The sequence below is a fragment of the Paenibacillus elgii NBRC 100335 genome (genome assembly GCF_004000865.1).
Taxonomy (GTDB): Bacteria; Bacillota; Bacilli; order Paenibacillales; family NBRC-103111; genus Paenibacillus_G; species Paenibacillus_G elgii.
The window spans coordinates 69,231-87,035 of sequence record NZ_BIMB01000010.1; the positions used below are offsets into that span (position 1 = coordinate 69,231).

General features: G+C 54.7%; 18 protein-coding genes and 1 pseudogene. 14 read left to right on the top strand and 5 right to left on the bottom strand.

What is annotated here, in order from left to right; translation table 11 throughout:
• The first annotated feature begins 238 nt into the window (after positions 1 to 238).
• From PEL01S_RS10105 to pruA, 8 genes are all read left to right on the top strand, one after another.
• Positions 239 to 1,405 carry a branched-chain amino acid ABC transporter substrate-binding protein gene (locus tag PEL01S_RS10105; RefSeq protein WP_127460204.1) on the top strand — a complete coding sequence of 389 codons (1,167 nt, stop codon included), beginning with the start codon at positions 239 to 241 and terminating at the stop codon, positions 1,403 to 1,405.
• Positions 1,406 to 1,467: 62 nt separating this feature from the next.
• Positions 1,468 to 2,382, top strand: coding sequence for a branched-chain amino acid ABC transporter permease (locus tag PEL01S_RS10110; RefSeq protein WP_127460205.1), 915 nt, complete (start codon positions 1,468 to 1,470; stop codon positions 2,380 to 2,382).
• A gap of 4 nt (positions 2,383 to 2,386) precedes the next feature.
• Positions 2,387 to 3,391 (top strand): ABC transporter permease subunit, encoded by a 1,005-nt coding sequence (locus tag PEL01S_RS10115; RefSeq protein ID WP_127460206.1) that lies wholly within the window; start codon positions 2,387 to 2,389, stop codon positions 3,389 to 3,391.
• Between the two features lie 19 nt (positions 3,392 to 3,410).
• On the top strand, positions 3,411 to 4,190 hold the full coding sequence (locus PEL01S_RS10120) for an ABC transporter ATP-binding protein (RefSeq protein WP_127460207.1): 780 nt from the start codon (positions 3,411 to 3,413) through the stop codon (positions 4,188 to 4,190).
• Positions 4,187 to 4,909 (top strand): ABC transporter ATP-binding protein, encoded by a 723-nt coding sequence (locus tag PEL01S_RS10125; RefSeq protein WP_127460208.1) that lies wholly within the window; start codon positions 4,187 to 4,189, stop codon positions 4,907 to 4,909. Before PEL01S_RS10120 ends, PEL01S_RS10125 begins: the two co-directional genes overlap by 4 nt.
• Positions 4,910 to 4,915: 6 nt before the next feature.
• Positions 4,916 to 5,116, top strand: a complete 201-nt coding sequence (locus PEL01S_RS10130) for a hypothetical protein (RefSeq protein WP_127460209.1) — start codon at positions 4,916 to 4,918, stop codon at positions 5,114 to 5,116.
• A gap of 231 nt (positions 5,117 to 5,347) precedes the next feature.
• The gene (locus tag PEL01S_RS10135; RefSeq protein ID WP_010499854.1) at positions 5,348 to 6,262 is read left to right on the top strand and encodes a proline dehydrogenase family protein; all 915 of its coding nucleotides are present in this window, start codon (positions 5,348 to 5,350) and stop codon (positions 6,260 to 6,262) included.
• Positions 6,263 to 6,294: 32 nt separating this feature from the next.
• On the top strand, positions 6,295 to 7,863 hold the full coding sequence (gene pruA, locus PEL01S_RS10140) for an L-glutamate gamma-semialdehyde dehydrogenase (RefSeq protein WP_127460210.1): 1,569 nt from the start codon (positions 6,295 to 6,297) through the stop codon (positions 7,861 to 7,863).
• Between the two features lie 123 nt (positions 7,864 to 7,986).
• On the opposite strand, the gene PEL01S_RS10145 is transcribed toward pruA, so the two are convergent.
• Positions 7,987 to 8,373, bottom strand: a complete 387-nt coding sequence (locus tag PEL01S_RS10145; protein ID WP_163767661.1) for a LysR substrate-binding domain-containing protein — start codon at positions 8,371 to 8,373, stop codon at positions 7,987 to 7,989.
• A gap of 63 nt (positions 8,374 to 8,436) precedes the next feature.
• A pseudogene (locus PEL01S_RS35685) lies at positions 8,437 to 8,535 on the bottom strand (helix-turn-helix domain-containing protein); the annotation flags it as partial.
• A gap of 99 nt (positions 8,536 to 8,634) precedes the next feature.
• On the opposite strand from PEL01S_RS35685, the gene PEL01S_RS10150 reads away from it, so the two are divergent.
• The 3 genes from PEL01S_RS10150 to PEL01S_RS10160 all read left to right on the top strand — a co-directional run bounded on the left by PEL01S_RS10150 (position 8,635) and on the right by PEL01S_RS10160 (position 11,440).
• Positions 8,635 to 9,222, top strand: a complete 588-nt coding sequence (locus tag PEL01S_RS10150; protein ID WP_127460212.1) for a TetR/AcrR family transcriptional regulator — start codon at positions 8,635 to 8,637, stop codon at positions 9,220 to 9,222.
• 18 nt (positions 9,223 to 9,240) lie between these two features.
• Complete coding sequence (locus tag PEL01S_RS10155; protein ID WP_127460213.1) at positions 9,241 to 9,981, top strand: SDR family oxidoreductase; 741 nt, start codon at positions 9,241 to 9,243, stop codon at positions 9,979 to 9,981.
• 88 nt (positions 9,982 to 10,069) lie between these two features.
• Positions 10,070 to 11,440 carry a glycosyl hydrolase family 18 protein gene (locus PEL01S_RS10160; protein ID WP_239551150.1) on the top strand — a complete coding sequence of 457 codons (1,371 nt, stop codon included), beginning with the start codon at positions 10,070 to 10,072 and terminating at the stop codon, positions 11,438 to 11,440.
• A gap of 82 nt (positions 11,441 to 11,522) precedes the next feature.
• Here PEL01S_RS10160 and PEL01S_RS10165 read toward each other — a convergent pair whose 3' ends face one another.
• Positions 11,523 to 12,341: a glycerophosphodiester phosphodiesterase gene (locus PEL01S_RS10165; protein WP_127460214.1), complete on the bottom strand. Its 819-nt coding sequence runs from the start codon at positions 12,339 to 12,341 to the stop codon at positions 11,523 to 11,525.
• Between the two features lie 359 nt (positions 12,342 to 12,700).
• Here PEL01S_RS10165 and PEL01S_RS10170 point away from each other — a divergent pair, with 359 nt between their 5' ends.
• The 3 genes from PEL01S_RS10170 (at position 12,701) to PEL01S_RS10180 (ending at position 14,521) form a co-directional block, all read left to right on the top strand.
• Positions 12,701 to 13,213 carry a metal-dependent hydrolase gene (locus tag PEL01S_RS10170; protein ID WP_127460215.1) on the top strand — a complete coding sequence of 171 codons (513 nt, stop codon included), beginning with the start codon at positions 12,701 to 12,703 and terminating at the stop codon, positions 13,211 to 13,213.
• Positions 13,214 to 13,563: 350 nt separating this feature from the next.
• On the top strand, positions 13,564 to 13,809 hold the full coding sequence (locus PEL01S_RS35195; protein ID WP_239551148.1) for a phosphatidylserine decarboxylase: 246 nt from the start codon (positions 13,564 to 13,566) through the stop codon (positions 13,807 to 13,809).
• Positions 13,790 to 14,521, top strand: a complete 732-nt coding sequence (locus PEL01S_RS10180; RefSeq protein ID WP_127460216.1) for a class I SAM-dependent methyltransferase — start codon at positions 13,790 to 13,792, stop codon at positions 14,519 to 14,521. The genes PEL01S_RS35195 and PEL01S_RS10180 overlap by 20 nt, the downstream gene beginning before the upstream one ends.
• A 50-nt stretch (positions 14,522 to 14,571) precedes the next feature.
• On the opposite strand, the gene PEL01S_RS10185 is transcribed toward PEL01S_RS10180, so the two are convergent.
• Both PEL01S_RS10185 and PEL01S_RS10190 read right to left on the bottom strand, forming a co-directional pair.
• Positions 14,572 to 15,678 (bottom strand): UCP032817 domain-containing protein, encoded by a 1,107-nt coding sequence (locus tag PEL01S_RS10185; RefSeq protein ID WP_127460217.1) that lies wholly within the window; start codon positions 15,676 to 15,678, stop codon positions 14,572 to 14,574.
• 30 nt (positions 15,679 to 15,708) lie between these two features.
• Positions 15,709 to 17,775, bottom strand: coding sequence for an ABC transporter ATP-binding protein (locus tag PEL01S_RS10190; RefSeq protein WP_127460218.1), 2,067 nt, complete (start codon positions 17,773 to 17,775; stop codon positions 15,709 to 15,711).
• Positions 17,776 to 17,805 lie beyond the last annotated feature (30 nt).

Consider the following 17,805-nt stretch of genomic DNA (forward strand, 5'->3'; position numbering starts at 1 on the left):
TTCATCTTAAACAGTCCACTACACTCCATCGATTGAACCCTGCTTCTCTCCGACACCATGCTGTTCATCAAGCCATTCATGCTTTGTTGTCCATCGTTGATGTATCCATTTGCTTTAATATTGCGACGCTTTGCTGTATAACGGTAACGAAAGCTTGCTGAGAATCCCATACAAAAGGTTTGTGAAAGCGATTACTTTGTCGCTTTATAAAATAATATTCGGGAGGTCGTCTGACAGGATGAAAAAGCAAACGGCAATTGGAATCGGTGCGGTTATGTTAAGCATGCTAGCGATTACGGCTTGTGGAGGGAATCCCGACGGAGCGAAGCCTGCGACAGGTTCGGCGGAAGGATCGGCCTCGGGCAAGGAAATTAAAATCGGGATGATGTTCGCGCTAAGCGGCAACGAGGCCAAAATGGGCCAGGACATGAAGCAGGCGGCGGAGCTGGCAGCCGAGGAGATCAACGCCGCCGGCGGGATTAACGGCAGCAAAATCAAGCTTGTCGCCCAGGACGACGCTTGCGATCCGCAGACCGCTACGGCTGCCGCCAACAAGCTCGTCTCCGAAGGCGTAACCGCCGTCGTCGGCGGCTATTGCTCCGGTGCGGCCATCCCGGCCACCGGCGTGTTCCATCAAAACGGCATCCCGATGGTCGTAACGGCAGCCGACTCGCAAAAAATCGCCGATCAGAAATTTCCGGAAATCTTCATGATGAACGGCACGGGGCAGCATCAGGCGCAAAAGGCGACGGAGCATATGGTCAATAAGAACGGAGCGAAAAAAGTTGCGATCATTCACGATAACTCCGCTTTCGCCAAAGACTTGGCGGAAGTGACGAAGAAGCAGGTGGAGAGCGCCGGTTCGAAAGTCGTCGTATTCGACGCCGTGAACCCGGACGAATCGGACTTCTCCTCGCTGGTGTCCAAGCTGAAGCAAGCGCAGCCCGACGCGACATACTGGACGGCTTACTATAAGGGCGGCGGCCTGTTCATTAGGCAGTTCAAGCAGCAAGGCGTTTCCGGCATCATCGGAGTCGGCGACGGAGCGAACGACAAGATGCTGATCGACATTGCCGGTAAAGATGCGGCCGAAGGCACGTTCATCACGGGCAGCCCGGCGGCGGAATTCCTGCCGGAGGCGAAGAAATTCATCGATGATTATAAAGGCAAGTTCTCTCAGGAGCCGGGCCCGTACTCCGCTCTGCAATACGAAGGGATTAAGGTGATGGCCGATGCCATCAAACGCGCCGGCTCCATCGACAAGAAGGCGATTACCGAAGCTTTGGCCAAAACCGATTTAAAAACGCTCACCGGGCAAGTTTCCTTTACCCCGCAGGGCACGTTGACGAAGTCCAACTTTGTCGTGCTGCAAGTCAAAGGGGGCACATTTGCTCCATCGAAGTAAGTACTCGAACGTGAGGCATGTGAGGAGCGTGCCGTGTATTTTTTTCAAAAAGGAGCGGTCCGATGGAACTTCAGCTTACCACTGACATTTTTGTGCAGCAGTCGATTAACGCCTTGATCGTAGGCTCCTTTTATGCCTTGATTGCGCTCGGTTATTCGATGGTATACGGCATCATCAAGCTGCTTAATTTTGCCCATGGCGATTTGTTCATGGTCGGCGCTTTCGTCGGCTACACGGTATTGGCCAAGCTGACCGGCACAGGGGAAAGCTTGCTGGGGATGGGATTGGCTTTTGTCATCGCGATGATCGTCACCGGATTTTTGGGGATGGGAATCGAACGAATCGCCTACAGGCCGCTGCTGAAGGCTCCCCGTTTATCGATACTGATTACCGCGGTCGGCATGTCGCTGGTGCTTGAAAATACGATTATGGCGGCCTATGGCGCCAAGCCGTATATCATGCCCGTGACGTTGCCGACGACAGGGTTCTCGCTGCTTGGCGTCAAAATTACGTATGCCCAGATTGGAATCATCGCCGTTTCGGCGCTCCTTATGTTCGCTTTACAGTTGTTCATCCATCGGACGATTTACGGCAAAGCGATGCGGGCGATTGCGATCGATCCGACGGCCAGCAGTCTGGTCGGCATCAACGTGACGAAAGTGATTTCGTTGACGTTTTTTGTCGGCTCTTTTCTGGCTGCTGCCGCCGGCATGATGAATGCGAGCTATTACGGCAGCCTTACGTTTACGATGGGCTTTATTTTTGGCATGAAGGCCTTTACGGCCGCCGTCATCGGCGGAATCGGCAGCATTCGCGGGGCAATGCTCGGCGGCATGACGCTCGGCGTGCTGGAGACGATCGGTACGTACCAATTCGGCGGCGAATGGAAGGACGTCTTTGCGTTCTTCATTCTTATCGCCTTGCTGGTGGTCAAACCGACGGGCATTTTAGGCCAAAAAGTGACGGAAAGGATGTAAAGGTATGGAAAATGCGACGAAACAAACCGTTGTTTTAAACCGTCCGAAAATCAATGCCAAAACCTCGGCGCTCGCGGTGCTGATGGTGCTGGCCGCGTTTTTCCCTTTCTTCGCCGGGCCTTATTGGCTGGACGTCGGCTTTCTCGCCGTGTTCTATATCGTTCTCGGGCTCGGATTGAACGTCGTTGTCGGCTACGCCGGGCTCCTCGACCTCGGGTATTCCGCGTTTTTCGCGGTCGGCGCTTATACGACGGGCATTTTCATGACGCAGTTTCACATGAATTTTTTTCTGGCCCTTGCGCTTAGCGGTATATTCGCCGCCGTGGCCGGCCTCATAATCGGGGCGCCGACCCTCCGGCTGCGCAGCGACTATCTGGCGATCGTCACATTAGGTTTTGGCGAAATTGTCAAAATATCGGCCAAAAATCTCGAATTTACCGGCGGAGCGTCCGGGATTTACGGCATCCTGAGTCCGTTTCCCGCTCCGACGACCTTCATGGGCGTTACGATCAACAACCTGACGTACTGCTATTGGGCGATACTGATTTTGGTGGTCCTTGCGATCGTGGCTTCCAAGCGGCTCGGGCAATCGAGAATCGGGCGTTCTTGGGCGTACATCCGGGAGGATGAGGACGCGGCGGAAGCGATGGGCATCAATCGGGTGCGCAGCAAGCTGGCCGCTTATTCGGTGGGAGCTTTTTTCGGCGGACTGGCCGGCGCGGTGTTTGCGGTCAAAATGACGGCGATCGCGCCCGAAAGCTTCAATTTCATGCAGTCGGTCATGATTTTGCTGGCGGTCATCCTGGGTGGTTTGGGCCGGATTTCCGGCGTTGTGATCGGCGCGATCATCGTCATTGTTCTTCCCGAGTCGCTTCGGGATTTGAATAAGCTCATTCAATTGGATGTGGATATCGACCGGTACCGTTTCCTTGTTTTTGGGGTCGCGCTGGTGATCCTGATGATTTTCCGTCCGCAAGGACTCGTTCCCGAGAGCCGGGGCAAAGAATAAGCGATCCGAGGTGAGCCATATGGCGAACATGCGAATTTCCAATCTGCATCTCCAATTCGGCGGATTGACGGCCGTGAACAATTTGAGCTTTGAGATTCCGGACAATGCCGTAATGAGCGTCATCGGGCCAAATGGGGCGGGGAAAACGTCTTTGTTCAATATGATTACGGGCTTTTACCGGCCGACGCGCGGCGAAATTTTATTCGACGGCATAAATATCGTCGGGAAGAAACCGAGCCGGATTACGTCGATGGGCATGGCCCGGACTTTTCAGAACCTGCGCGTATTTCCGAACCTGACGGTGCTGGAGAACGTAATGGCGGGCATGCACTCCAGAACGAAGCAAGGGCTGTTGGGAGCGCTGCTGCGCACGCCCGGCCACCGCAAGGAGGAAGCCTGGATTCGGCAGGTGGCCGAGGAGTGCATCCGTTTTGTCGGGATTGAAGCGTACACCAACAGGCTGGCCAAGAACCTGCCTTACGGCGCCCAGCGCTATCTGGAAATTGCGCGAGCTTTGGCGATTCAGCCGAAAATTCTTTTTCTGGACGAGCCGGCGGCGGGCTTCAATTTCAGTGAAAAGCGGGATCTGATCGGTCTGATCGGTCGAATCCGCGAAGCTTACCGCATTCCCGTCGTCTTGATCGAGCACGATATGGGACTGATCAATCAGGTTTCCGATCACATGATGGTGCTGAATTACGGGCAAAAGCTTGCGGAAGGCACGCCGCAGGACGTGCTGAACGATCCCCGGGTGATCGAAGCGTATCTGGGTAAAGAAGAGGAGGAGGAGGCGGGATGAGCAACCTTCTCGACGTGAAGCGCATGGAGACCTTTTACGGCAAAATTCAGGCGGTCCGCGGTGTCGATTTTACGGTGAAGCAAGGCGAGATCGTCGCGCTGCTCGGGGCCAACGGCGCCGGCAAAAGCACGATTCTGAAAACGATCTCCGGGCTGATCCGTCCGGCGCAAGGCAGCATCGCGTTTATGGGCGAGGATCTGACGAAAAAAGAACCTCATGTGATCGTGGAAATGGGCGTCGTGCATGTGCCGGAGGGGCGGAGGGTGTTCGGCGGCCTCACGGTGACGGAAAATCTGGAGCTCGGCTTTTTCATCAAGAAAAGGGACAAGGCGAGGCTGGCGCAAAATCTGGACATGGTCTTTCAAATGTTCCCCCGGCTGGCCGAGCGGCGCAAGCAAATGGCGGGGACATTAAGCGGCGGGGAGCAGCAGATGCTGGCCATCGGTCGGGCTCTTATGTCGGAGCCCAAGCTGCTGATGCTGGACGAGCCTTCGATGGGGCTTGCCCCGATCGTTGTCCTCAACATTATGAAGATCATCAAACAGATTAACCAACAGCGAGGCACGACGATTTTGCTGGTCGAGCAGAATGCGAAGGCGGCGCTCAAACTGGCGCATCGCGGTTACGTGCTGGAAACGGGGTCCATTACGATGGAGGACAGCGCCGCCAGCCTGCTTGCGGACGACAACGTGGTCAAGGCTTACCTCGGGGTTCATTGATGGCTCGTGTCATCCGCATTGCTGTTTTTTATGTTCAATGTGTTCAATCATTATACACTTGCGTATTATACGCTGACGGACTGGGGCATTTTTGTGCTGCTGGCGCTTGTTCAATTGGCTGCTAGCCTACGTAAACGCGGCGACGGTGTCCATGGCGGTTATCGGAAAGCCGGTTTTGGCGATCAATTTTGGCTTATCTGTTATTGAATGAATAGCCTACCTGGCTTCAGGCGGCCGGGGGGCTTTTAACCATGCTCGGCGTTGGGGTTTATTTTCGAATCAAGCTGTAATATGTTCAAAAATAGACAAGTTAATTAAAATAAACAAAATTATTGTTAAATGTGTGTACAATTCCGTCTTTTGGTTGTATAGTGTAAATACAGATAACGCTTTCATATGACAACATATGGATGGTTTTAGAAGGAGGATTCGGTGTCCATGGAAGTGCTCATGCGGAATATGTTTCAAGCGATAGGAAAGAACCGCTCCGCAAATCAATTGGCGAAAAGATACGGATTGCGCTTCGGCGCGGCCCGCTTCGTAGCAGGCGAAACGATCGGGCAGTCGATCGAAGTGGTTCGCAAGCTGAATCAGTCCGGCCGGGTCGTCACGTTGGACCATTTGGGCGAATTTATTTCCACCGAGGCCGAGGCCATGGAATCGACCGAAATGTGTCTGCGCACGCTGGATGCGATCGCGGAATCGGGCGTTCAATCCAATCTTTCCTTGAAAATGACTTCGCTTGGACTGGATATCGACAAAGAGCTGTGCATGAGCAACATGCGCAGAATTTTGGACAGAGCCAAGGAATATGGTAATTTCGTGCGCATCGATATGGAGGATTACGCTCACTGCCAAGTGTCGCTCGATATTTACCGCGAGCTTCGTCAGACCTATGACAATGTCGGGATCGTGATTCAGGCGTACTTGTTCCGCACGGAGCAGGATATTAAGGATTTGAACGAGCTGCGGGCCAATCTGCGCCTGGTGAAGGGAGCCTATAAGGAGTCTCCGAAGGTCGCCTTCCCGGAAAAGAAAGACGTCGACGAAAATTACAAGAAGATCATCAAGATGCACCTGCTGAACGGAAACTATACGGCGGTCGCCAGCCATGACGAGCATATGATCGAGTTTACCAAGCAGTTGGTCAAAGAGCACGGCATCCCGAACGACCGGTTCGAGTTCCAGATGCTCTACGGCATTTGCGAGGAGCTGCAAAACCGGCTGGTCGCCGAAGGCTACAAGGTGCGCGTCTACGTTCCGTACGGCATCGATTGGTTCGGCTACTTCATGCGGCGGCTGGCGGAGCGTCCGGCGAATGTCTGGTTTGTTCTAAAAAATATGTTTAAATAATCCATTGATATCAATTGAGAGGGGAATAATCGATGAATACGTTGACAAATGTTAAGCCTTTTGTAAATGAGCCCTTTACGGATTTCAGCAAGGAAGAGAACAAGCAGGCGATGGAAGCCGCAATCGCCAAGGTTAAGGCCGAGCTTGGCCGGGAATACCCGCTGCATATCGGCAGCAAAAAAGTGATGACCGATGCGCGCATCGTATCGATTAATCCGGGGGACAAGGATGAAGTGATCGGCCGCGTCAGCAAAGCCGACCAGGCTTTGGCCGAAGAGGCGATGCAGACGGCTTTGCAGGCATTCGAATCGTGGAAGCGAGTTCCGGCTGCGGAGCGCGCGGACTATTTGTTTAAAGCGGCGGAGCTGATGCGCCAGCGCAAGCATGAGTTTTCCGCGCTCATGATTCTGGAATCCGGCAAAAACTACGCTGAGGCCGATGCCGATACTGCGGAAGCGATCGATTTCATCGAGTTTTATGCCCGGGAAATGCTGCGCCTGAGCCGCATTAACGAAACCCAGCCTTTGACGAAAATCGCGGGCGAGACGAACAACCTGACGTACATTCCGCTTGGCGTCGGCGTCGTGATTCCTCCGTGGAACTTCCCGCTGGCAATTTGTGTAGGCATGACGGCGGCCGCCGTCGTATCGGGCAACACCGTTCTGCTCAAGCCTGCGTCCACGACGCCGGTCATCGCCCATAAATTCGTGGCGTTGATGGAAGAAGTGGGACTGCCTGCCGGGGTCATTAACTATATTCCGGGCAGCGGTGCGGAAGTCGGAGACTACTTGACAACGCATCCGAAAACGCGCTTCGTCAGCTTCACCGGCTCCAAGGAAATCGGGCTGCGCATCAACCGCTTGGCGGCGGAGACGGCTCCGGGGCAAATCTGGATCAAGCGCGTCGTTGCGGAGATGGGCGGAAAAGACGGGATTGTCGTCGACGAAACGGCCGATCTTCAAGCGGCGGCCCAAGCGATTGTCGCTTCGGCTTTCGGCTTCCAAGGTCAGAAATGCTCGGCCGGCTCGCGCGCGTTTATCGTCGAGTCCGTTTACGACGAAGTGGTCGAGAAGGTCGTCGAATTGACGAAAGCCCTGCAAGTCGGGTTGCCGGAAACGAATGCCCCGGTAGGACCGGTAATCGATCAAGGCTCCTACGATAAAATTTTGAATTACATCGAGATCGGCAAGACGGAAGGCAAGCTGCTTGCCGGCGGCGGCAAGGCGGAAGGCAACGGCTATTATATCGAGCCGACGGTATTTGCCGATGTGGACGGCAAAGCGCGGATCATGCAAGAGGAGATTTTCGGGCCGGTGCTCGCCATCGGCAAAGCGAAAGACTGGAAAGAAGCGATCGCGCTGTATAACGATACCGAATTCGGCTTGACGGGCGCCTTCTTCTCCTCGGACGAAGACCGGATCGAGGAAGCTCTGGAAACGGTGCATTGCGGCAATCTGTACATCAACCGCAAGTGTACCGGCGCCCTGGTCGGCGTGCATCCGTTCGGCGGGTTCAACATGTCCGGTACGGATTCCAAAGCGGGCGGCTACGATTATTTGCTGCTGTTTACGCAAGCTAAATTAACCTCTCGGAAAAACTAATCGCCTGCCGACGTATGTAAGCGTGCAGGCTGTGAGACAAACGAAGCCCGGTACCGATTTAAGGTGCCGGGCATTTTTTTGCTAATTGACGCGGCCACCGCTCGTAAACCAGGGAAAAAGCAATCAGGCCGCTGTGCCTCTCCAAAACCTTCGTATAATCGGCAGCTCCAAGCCGTAGCTGATCCAATTTTGGGCGGCAAGCCACTGTTCTCTCTGCTTCAGACTATCCGTTTCAGGCACTTCCAGCCGGGCAGGGGCGACAACGACAAATTGCTCGTCGTACAGCTTCACATACTCGATTCCCGGGGTCACATGCTTTTTGGAAGTAATGACGATATCCACCTTATCTTCCTTCAACAGTTCCAGCAATGGATCGGCCGTTCCGAAGGTGGAAATGGTGCACGTTTTGAGCCGGGGCAGCAGAGGAATGACTTTTTCCAAATAAAACTCATGCGCGGAACCGATTCGGATCGCTCGTAGGCTGGGCAGGGAAATGGATTTGAACGCCATCTTCGTTTCCTCCAGCGATTCGATTAGAGGCGCCAGCTGCGAGTATAGCTGCTTTCCTCGTTCCGTCGGGATGATTTTTCTTGAAGTTCTTATAAAAAAAGATTCCCCCGCCTCCGCTTCCAGAGAAGCCAAATGCTGGATTATGGCCGGCTGCGTCATCATGCAGCTAAGAGATGGCGAATGCCTAACAACTGACAAAAAATAAAATTTGTCAGTTGTTACTAATGTGTGCTATTCTAATGGCAAGGGGGGTGTATTTTCATGGAAAAATCCTCGGACGTGTTAACAAAGGAACAAATCATTGCGGCAACGGAAGAAACGATCAAACGATACGGGATGGCGAAAACCTCGGTAACGGACGTGGCGAAATCGTTAGGCGTCAGTCACGGCAGCATTTACCGCCATTTCAAAAGCAAGACGGAGCTTTTCGAAGCGGCGACGGAACAGTGGCTGGAGGAGAAGATCATCGCGCCGCTTGCGGACGTGTGTCGCGACTCTTCTTTGCGCGGAGTCGGACATGTACAAGCGTATATCCGGACGCTTGTACAGTTAAAGCGGCACTATGCCCGCGAAGACGAAGCGTTGTTTGCCATGTATGCCAAAGTAACGGATGAATCCGCCGAACTCATCTCCAAGCACATTGGCCGTATAATCGGACATCTGACGGATATCATGCTCCGCGGCGGTCTGAAGTCCGACCAGCCCGAACGGTCGGCCGGTGCCGTCTTTTACGCTACGGCGCGGTTTCATCATCCGGCCCACGCTTACGAATGGAAAAGCCCGGCGATCGACGCCGAGTTTTCGGATGTGTGGGCTCTGATCGAGCAAGGCCTCAAAACCAACGACTAAGAAAGAAGGGAAGCACGTATGAAACCATTGGAAGGTAAAGTAGCCATCATTACCGGATCGTCGCGGGGAATCGGCCGCGTCATTGCTGAGCGGTTGGCCGGATTGGGGGCCAAGGTAGCGATCAATTATGCCGGGAGCCCGGAGAAGGCAGCGGAAGTGGTGGCGGGCATCGTTCAAAAGGGCGGTCAAGCGACCGCCATTCGCGCCGATCTTGCCAAGGTGAGCGATATAGAACGATTGTTTGCCCAAACGATCGCCGAATTCGGGAAGGTGGATATTCTGATCAACAACGCGGGGCTGATGCTCAACAAACCGCTTTCGGACGTGACGGAGAGCGATTTTGAGAAACAGTTCGCCGTGAATGTCAAAGGCACCTTTTTCGCATGCCAGCAAGCGATGAAGCATATGGAAAACAACGGCAGAATCGTGAACTTCTCGACCTCGATCATAGGGCAGATGTTTCCGACGTACAGCGTCTATGCGGGCACGAAAGGGGCGGTCGAACAATTCACCCGTCAGCTTGCGAAGGAATTCGGCGCCAAGCAAATTACGATTAATGCGGTAGCTCCCGGCCCTGTGAATACGGAGCTTTTTACGGCAGGTAAAACCGAGGAGCAGATCGAGGGCATGAAAAAGCTCAATGCGTTCGGCCGTATAGGGGAACCCGAAGACATCGCCGATGCGGTCGAGCTGCTGGTCAGCGACAAGTCCCAATGGATCACCGGCCAGACGCTGCGCGTCAACGGCGGTTTTATTTAACCCGTTCAAAAAATTTATGCGCACCGATCGTATTGCGTCCCTCGGCTGAATACGAATAGTAGTAACATGCTTCGCAAAGGAGAAGACCATGATTACATATGTCGTTCGGCGGGGGGATTCCCTCTATTTGATCGCTCAAAGATTCGGGACGACGTACCAGGCGATCATGATTTTAAACGGATTGACGTCAACGGCTTTGCAGGTCGGACAAAGGCTGCGTATTCCCGTCTATACGGAGGCGATTGTCAACGCGAACACGGTGAACATCCGCAAGTATCCGGGAACGACCTCGCCGCTCATCGACCAGATGGACCGGGGAGCCAGACTGCCGGTGACGGGCATCGAAGGCGACTGGGTGCAGGTGCGGCTGTATGACGGACGGATCGGCTGGGTGCTCCGGGACCTCGTCCGGATCGTTCCTCACGGCGGGGAACGCCCGGTGCAGCAGGTGCTGGGCTTTTACACGGAAAGGGAAGGACCGACGCTTCCCAGCTCGCATCAAGTGTTTGTGGAGCATACCGCACAGTTGTCCTCCGTGGGCATGTTTCATTTTCGCATCAACCGGGCCCATCCGACGGAAATCGAGAAGTTTCCGGCAACGTTCACCGACGTCTACATGCGGCAGGTCGTAGATTACGGACATCGGCATAATGTGAAAATGCTGCCGACGGTACATAATTTGTTGTACGAAAGAGGGCATCAGGAGGTCAACAAGGAAGTCATCCACGGGATGCTAGCCACACCGGATACGCGCAGGACGTTCATTTCAAGCGTGATCGCGCTGATCCAGCGTTACAACTTCGACGGGGTCAACATTGACTTCGAGGATGTCCGTTACGATGACAGAGAGCGCCTTTCGGCTTTTTACCGGGAACTCGGCAGAGCTTTGCACGATCACGGGTATTTTTATTCCGTCGATACGCCTTCGCGCACCTCGGACGAACCGACGAACCCGTTCTCTGCGCCGTTCAATTATTCCGTGCTGGGGCAGGCGGTCAACGAACTCGTGCTAATGCTGTACAACGAGCACGGCTGGCCGGGAAGCGGGCCGGGGCCCGTCGTCTCGATCGGCTGGATGGAAAGCGTGGTCAAATATGCGCTGACCAAAATGCCCGCCTCCAAAATTACGGCTGCCGTGTCCGTGTTCGGCTTCGATTTCAACTTGACGACGGGGCGTAATACGTATGCGACCTATGCCATGGCGATGAATTTAGCGAGAAAATATAACAAAGAAGTGATCTTCGACGCGAAAACGCAGACGCCGATGTTTGCTTATACGGATGAGTCCGGCAATAAGCACGAGGTTTGGTTTGAAAATGCGGCCAGCATCCGGTCGAAAATGCAGCTTGCCCATCGTCTGGGCATTCGGGGCATCGCTTTGTGGCGACTTGGTATGGAAGATCCCGGCATCTGGACGATGATGGAGAACGAATTCGTCATTCGCAAGAGCGTGACATAAACATATCGGAAGCTTATGAACAAAACAAACCCGCCTTTGGGTCAGTCGGATGGACTGCGGCTAGGCGGGTTTTGCCGTTCTGTCAGGTCTTGGCACGACGTTGGCGAAGAAGCTCGACCAACTGGGCAGGCTCGTTCGTAATAATGCTGTCGACGCCGAGCTTCAGCATGCGGTTCATTGTCTTTATGTCGTTGACGGTCCAGACGAACACTTGCTTGCGATGCTGCGCGGCAAGACGCATAAATTCTTCGTCGACCAAAGGATAAGCGGCGCTGAGCACTTCGTAGTTATGGTCTGTAAACAGCGCTTCGCGGTTTGCGGATTTCTGCCCTACGATCAAACCGGTTCGAATGCTTGCATTGAGCTGCTTGACTTTGCGCAAAAGCGCCGGATCGAACGAAGTTACCGTACAATCCGCCGTGAATTTGCGGCGCTCGATAATGTCGACGGTTTCCTCGGCCAGCCGTTTTTGATGGCCGTTATTTTTAAGCTCGATGTTGAGCTTGATTTTGCCTTGGGCGATCTCGATGATTTCTTCCAATGTCGGGACGCGTTCTTGGCGAAATTGCGAGTGAAACCAGTCGCCGGCGCTCGCCTGGCGCAGCTCGCCGTATGGGATTTCCCACATGGGCTTGTTGATTCCCGTCGTCCGTTTGGCGCTATCGTCGTGCATCAGCACGATTACCCCGTCGGCCGTCTCTTGAACGTCAAGCTCGGCATAGCCTGCGCCGTCCTTGATCGCTTGGCGAATCGAGCTCGCCGTGTTCTCGGGCGCGGCGTGCGAGCTGCCGCGGTGCGCGGTAACGAGGCCGCTGTTGTCTGCGCGCGTAGCAGGCGTCGAGCCTGAGGCGGAAAAGTTGACGGCGAATACAACGGCAAGCACCAGCATGAATTTTTGCATAAAGCAGCCTCCTGATGTAAATAAAGTGCACGGACGGCGCGAAGCTCCGAATCGGGCATCACCCAGCGTCCTCTACTATAGACGATCCGGATTCGACAAATTCCTCAAGGTCCGGACAAAAAAATTTTAGCATTTTTCGGTTAGATAAAAATTAGCTTGTCCCGGCGTTTTGGACCGCATGCGCTAACGGTTTCTTAACAATTGCGGAAGGAAGCGCGGGAGGAACGGAAAAAGGGGGCCGCCAGCGAACGAATTTGTATCCGGCGGTGAGAGATGTAGAAATGCGATCATATGTTTGGTATAATGGGAAAGCTCTTGACCGGGCCGCGACAACACAGAATAACGAGGAGGATATAAGAATGCTGCAAAAAACGCACAGCGTCGCCGGTTTGCTGGCCGCGGAAGGGGTGCTGCTGCACTTCCAAGTGCCGCTTCTGTCCTGGGAAACCGCCGCTGCGCTTCTGCTTGGCTGCTTGGCAGGGCCTTTGGCCGACATCGACAAACAGGGATCGACAATGGCCAAAGTATTTTTTCCGCTGTCCTTCGTACTGCGGCTCCTGAACGTCCGGCACCGGACGCTGACGCACTCCGTCTTGTTCCTGGGCGGCATTGCCGCGCTGCTGCTGCCACTTCCGGAACCGCTGTTCTGGAGCCTTCTGCTCGCTTACGCGTCCCATGCTTTCATCGATTTGTTCAACGAGCAGGGAGTCGAGCTGCTGTGGCCGATCAAGCTCAAATTCCGGCTGCTGCCGAAATTTATGGCGATCGAAACGGGTTCGTTCATGGAAACCGGATTTCGCTACATCCTGACGCTGCTCTGCATTGCGCTGCCGGTCCGTTACTATTGGGACACCGTCTCCGGGCTGTTCTGACTCATCCATTCGTTCATTGGGCACTCCTATCGTAACGATAGGAAATTCGTCATTGATGCAACTGCCCGCCGCCTTTATAATTCGTCTCGTTAGCGTATTTATTATAACGAAGGCTGGCGATGAACCAATTGAATCGGCTCGTTTACCAAGTCGAAAGCTAGCCGCCGGCTCATCCGGCGCTTTGCGAAAACGTACGGCATTCGGGTCGAGGAAGCCGAACAACCGCTTGACGCCTACGAATCGCTGAACGACTTTTTTATTAGTCGGTTAAAAGCCGGACTGCGCCCCATCGATCCCGACGCCGAGTCAGCAATGATCGGCTGATTACCTGCATCAGACACCGGTTCGGCATGACAACGGTCGTCAAGGTGGGAGCGATGAACGTCAGCAGCATTCGGTATACGGAGTCGCTGCGCGTCCGGCTGGACCGGGGAGAGGAGTTGGCCTTCTTCGAATTCGGTTCAACGGTTATACTACTGATTGAGAAGGAAGCTTTCGCGTTCCGCGACGGTCTCGATGTTGGCAGCAAGGTACGCGTCGGTGAAGCGCTCGGTTATTGGGAGGGGAGATGTATCAATGAAACAAAACAAGTATGATGATGTGAATTTCTTTTCTGCCTATGAAAAAATGCAAAGGTCGGTCAAAGGACTTGAAGCAGCAGGAGAATGGCATGTATTAAAATCGTTAATACCGGATTTGCGAAATAAAAGTGTACTTGATTTGGGCTGCGGTTTTGGTTGGCATTGCCGATATTCCCGCGAGCAGCAAGCAAGTTCGGTGATCGGTGTGGATCTATCGGACAAAATGCTTCAAAAAGCTCGCGAAATGACGAACGATCCGTTGATATCGTATCTCAAAATGCCTATTGAAGACATCGATTTTTCAGTTGCTCCATTTGACGTGGTTATCAGTTCATTGGCTTTTCACTATATTAAGTCGTTCGAAGCCATCTGCAAAAAGGTTTATGCTTGTCTGAAACCCGGAGGAGCATTCATTTTCTCGGTTGAACATCCCATCTTTACGTCTCGAAACGAACAAGATTGGTATTACGACGACCAAGGGAATCGTCTGCATTGGGCAGTTGACGATTATCAATCGGAAGGTGTGCGTGAAACGACATTTTTAACGGAGAACGTAATCAAATATCATCGTACGCTTTCCACTTATATCAACGACTTAATTGATGCAGGCTTTAGGATAAGAGCAGTCAAGGAACCGATTCCTTCCGAAGAAATGTTGAAGAGTGATCCTGACATGCAAGACGAACTTCGAAGACCTATGTTTTTAATCATCTCAGCGGAGAAGTGAACAAGCTAAAGGGCCCTAATAAGGGCCCTTGGCTTTTTTCTGACTATGGCTCAGTCGCCCCCGCCGCCGCAGCCGGAAGAACAGCTGGACGAAGAGGAGCAGCTTGAGGACGAACAGCTTGAAGAGGAGCAGCTTCCGGACGAGCAGCTGCCGGATGAGCCGCCGTCGTCGTTGCCGCTGTCGCTGTCGGACCAGATACCGCTGCCGCAGCCGCTGGAGGCGCAGGAGGACGAAGCTCCCGATTGCTGTCCCGCCTCGCGTTTGGCTTCCTCCTCGGTCAGCAGCTCCTGCATCTGTTCGTTGAAGCCGGTAAATTCCGTTACCGAGTAGAACAGCATAGCGCCGGCCAAGTACGGCATCAAGGAAGGACCGTGCGATTCGGAAGGCCGCTCCGTATAGGTCGGATGAACTGCAGCCTGCCGCAGCTGGTCTTTCGCTTGCTCGATTAACCACCGGACCGTTTGCCCGATTTCGGGGAATTGGGCCGCCGCTTTCCGGTTGAACCAAAGCTGCTCAAGCTCCTCCTCGCTCTCCGAGCTCAGCCGGTCGACCCGCTGCCGATCAAGCGGATAGCGGAAAAAGCTGCCCCAGATTTGCCCCGTAAACGGCGTGGACGTAAACAAGTGGGCGTACACCCAATCGAACCAGGCGCGACCGCCCGGGTCCGGCGTGCCGTCCGTATGCGGCGCATGGTGAATCGTCGAGCCGAGCAGCGTTTCCCCGAAGCGCTGGTACTCTCGGGTAAACATCAGCATCTCGTGCCAGATGTCGTCGACTGCTTCGCTGAACATCGGCACTTCTTTCAGCACGGTGGTCATCAAAAAGTATCGTTTCAGCTCCAGCAGCTTCCATTCGTATTCGGCCTCGCTCATGGATGGATACTTGCCGAGCACCCGCTTCCGCAGCCGGTCGCCGAATTCCGCCTGCAGCGCCTGCTCCAGCCGATCTGCGGCAGGCTTCAGCGGAACGCCGGGCTGAAGACCGAGTCCGGCCGGCAGCGGCTCGCTCCGGTAATCCGGCTTTGCCGGCTTTCGCGCTAGCGGCCTCGTCCCGCGGCCCGGCCCTGGCCGGCGCCGGTTCGTTTTTCCCGATTTGGAAGAAGAGGCAGCGATCAATACTACGATAACAACAAGGACTAGGATAAAGACAAAGGTCATATCGTACCTCCTCGAAGCGTGATGACCATATTATACCATAGCCGGCCCCTGAGCTTCTCCTTCGGAGGTCCTGATTTCGGAAGCTTCCTCCGCCTGCAGCTCTCCCGATTGCAGCCGGTACATTTGGTAATACCTCCCGCCCAGCCGCATCAGTTCGTCGTGCGTCCCGCTTTCCTTAATTTCGCCCCGGTCGAGGACCAGGATCTGATCGGCAGCTTTGATGGTCGACAACCGGTGCGCGATGATGAAGGTGGTCCGGCCTTTCTTCAGCACCTCCAGCGCCGCTTGAATAACGGCTTCCGTTTCCGTATCGATACTGGCGGTCGCTTCGTCCAGGATGAGAATTGCCGGGTTGAACGCCAGCGCCCGGGCGAACGAAACCAGCTGCCGCTGACCGGCGGAAAGCGTGCTGCCTTTCTCGATGACGGGCTCGTCGATACCGCCGGGCAGGGCAGCGAACATCTCGTACGCCCCGACATCGCGAAGCGCCCGCTCCACCTGCTCCCGTGTAATGGAAGGATCGTCCAGACTGACGTTCGAGGCGATCGTACCGGTGAACAGGAACGGGTCCTGAAGCACGATCCCCATATGCTGGCGGAGCAACTGCTGCGGAATATCCCGGATATCCCGGCCATCGATCAGTATACGTCCTTCCCGGACCTCATAGAACCGGAACAGCAGGTTCAGGATCGAGCTTTTGCCGGAGCCGGTATGGCCTACGAGCGCTACAGTCTCGCCCGGGCGGGCGTGGAACGTAATGTTTTTGAGTACGTCCTCGCCGGGCTTGTAGGCGAACGAGACGTTCTCGAAGGCGACGTTTCCTTTGTAACGCTCCAGCTTGCCTTCGGCCACCTCGGTGCCTTTCTCGTCCAGCAGCTCGAACACGCGCTCCGCCGACACGAGGGCCGTTTCCAGGTTGCTGAGCTGGTTCACGATGCCGACGATCGGCTGGAACATCCGGTTCATGTAATCCACGAAGGCGTACAGCACTCCGACCGTGACGAGCGTACCGAGCCAGCCGCCGCCGAACATCCAGATGACGGTCAAAAAAATGACGTTCCGGATGACGCCCACCAGGTTGTGCGAGGTGATCGCATTTAAGCTGAGCAGCTTGTTCTGATACGTAAAATGCTGCTCGTTGAGCTGCTCGAACTCCTCAAGCGTCTCCTTCTGCCGGCGGAACGCCCGGATGATCGGCATACCTTGAATCGATTCGTTGATCATTCCGTTGATGTCGCTGAGTCTGGACCGGATCGCATGGTTGTATTTGGAAGCGAAACGGCGGTACACGACGATCCACACGTAGAGGATCGGCACCAAGGGCAGCGCGATCAGCGCCAGCCTCGCGTCGAGAAAGAACAGCGCCCCGAGAATGGCCGCCATGTAGACGATACCGGAGAAAAAGTTCGCCAGCACGTTGACGTACAGCTCGCGGATCGATTCCGTATCGTTCGTAATGCGCGAGACGACTTTGCCCGCAGGCAGATTATCGAAATATTGGACGGGCAGCCGTCCGACCTGAGCAAACACGTCTTTTCGGATCGTTTGAATGATCCGGTTGGCGGACGTCTGCAGCAGGTATTTTTCCCCGTAAGCAAACAGGGCGCTCAGCGCGATCAAGCCGAAATAACAGGCAGCAAGTACGACGAGCCGTCCGAATTCCGGTTCGTAAAAGGCATAAAGCTGCGGTGTCTTCAGCTCCCGCACCGGATAGACGGCCTGCCCGCCGTCGCCGGCGACCGTCAATTCGTTCCCGTGCACGCTGCGCTGGCCGTCGAAGCGGAGCGGGCCGTCGACGAAATAGTAGCTGCGTCCGACCTGCAGCACGCGGACCTCGCGTCCCTTCGTTTCGCCTTCCGCCCAGCGGTCTTGCCGTTTGTACGTTTTGCCGTCAAAGACGACGGTGTCTTTGCCCCCTGCGGCCGCTTCGTACCATGGGTATTCCACGCCGAGAATATGGCGGTCGATCATTTGTCTGGCGACAAGCGGTCCGGCCAGCTCCGCACAGACGGCAGCGGTCAGCAGGACGAGCGCAATAAGGATCGGCCGCTTGAATAACGCCGCATAGCGGTATAACCGGATACCGGTATGTTTCATGAGGAATCACCTTCGTTTCCGCTGTGCGGA

What these genes read in the sequence shown, in the direction of transcription:
- PEL01S_RS10105 (WP_127460204.1), top strand. Translation starts at nt 239, where the DNA reads ATGAAAAAGCAAACGGCAATTGGAATCGGTGCGGTTATGTTAAGCATG.
- PEL01S_RS10110 (WP_127460205.1), top strand. Translation starts at nt 1,468, where the DNA reads ATGGAACTTCAGCTTACCACTGACATTTTTGTGCAGCAGTCGATTAAC.
- PEL01S_RS10115 (WP_127460206.1), top strand. Translation starts at nt 2,387, where the DNA reads ATGGAAAATGCGACGAAACAAACCGTTGTTTTAAACCGTCCGAAAATC.
- PEL01S_RS10120 (WP_127460207.1), top strand. Translation starts at nt 3,411, where the DNA reads ATGGCGAACATGCGAATTTCCAATCTGCATCTCCAATTCGGCGGATTG.
- PEL01S_RS10125 (WP_127460208.1), top strand. Translation starts at nt 4,187, where the DNA reads ATGAGCAACCTTCTCGACGTGAAGCGCATGGAGACCTTTTACGGCAAA.
- PEL01S_RS10135 (WP_010499854.1), top strand. Translation starts at nt 5,348, where the DNA reads ATGGAAGTGCTCATGCGGAATATGTTTCAAGCGATAGGAAAGAACCGC.
- pruA (WP_127460210.1), top strand. Translation starts at nt 6,295, where the DNA reads ATGAATACGTTGACAAATGTTAAGCCTTTTGTAAATGAGCCCTTTACG.
- PEL01S_RS10145 (WP_163767661.1), bottom strand. Translation starts at nt 8,373, where the DNA reads ATGGCGTTCAAATCCATTTCCCTGCCCAGCCTACGAGCGATCCGAATC.
- PEL01S_RS10150 (WP_127460212.1), top strand. Translation starts at nt 8,635, where the DNA reads ATGGAAAAATCCTCGGACGTGTTAACAAAGGAACAAATCATTGCGGCA.
- PEL01S_RS10155 (WP_127460213.1), top strand. Translation starts at nt 9,241, where the DNA reads ATGAAACCATTGGAAGGTAAAGTAGCCATCATTACCGGATCGTCGCGG.
- PEL01S_RS10160 (WP_239551150.1), top strand. Translation starts at nt 10,070, where the DNA reads ATGATTACATATGTCGTTCGGCGGGGGGATTCCCTCTATTTGATCGCT.
- PEL01S_RS10165 (WP_127460214.1), bottom strand. Translation starts at nt 12,341, where the DNA reads ATGCAAAAATTCATGCTGGTGCTTGCCGTTGTATTCGCCGTCAACTTT.
- PEL01S_RS10170 (WP_127460215.1), top strand. Translation starts at nt 12,701, where the DNA reads ATGCTGCAAAAAACGCACAGCGTCGCCGGTTTGCTGGCCGCGGAAGGG.
- PEL01S_RS35195 (WP_239551148.1), top strand. Translation starts at nt 13,564, where the DNA reads ATGACAACGGTCGTCAAGGTGGGAGCGATGAACGTCAGCAGCATTCGG.
- PEL01S_RS10180 (WP_127460216.1), top strand. Translation starts at nt 13,790, where the DNA reads ATGAAACAAAACAAGTATGATGATGTGAATTTCTTTTCTGCCTATGAA.
- PEL01S_RS10185 (WP_127460217.1), bottom strand. Translation starts at nt 15,678, where the DNA reads ATGACCTTTGTCTTTATCCTAGTCCTTGTTGTTATCGTAGTATTGATC.
- PEL01S_RS10190 (WP_127460218.1), bottom strand. Translation starts at nt 17,775, where the DNA reads ATGAAACATACCGGTATCCGGTTATACCGCTATGCGGCGTTATTCAAG.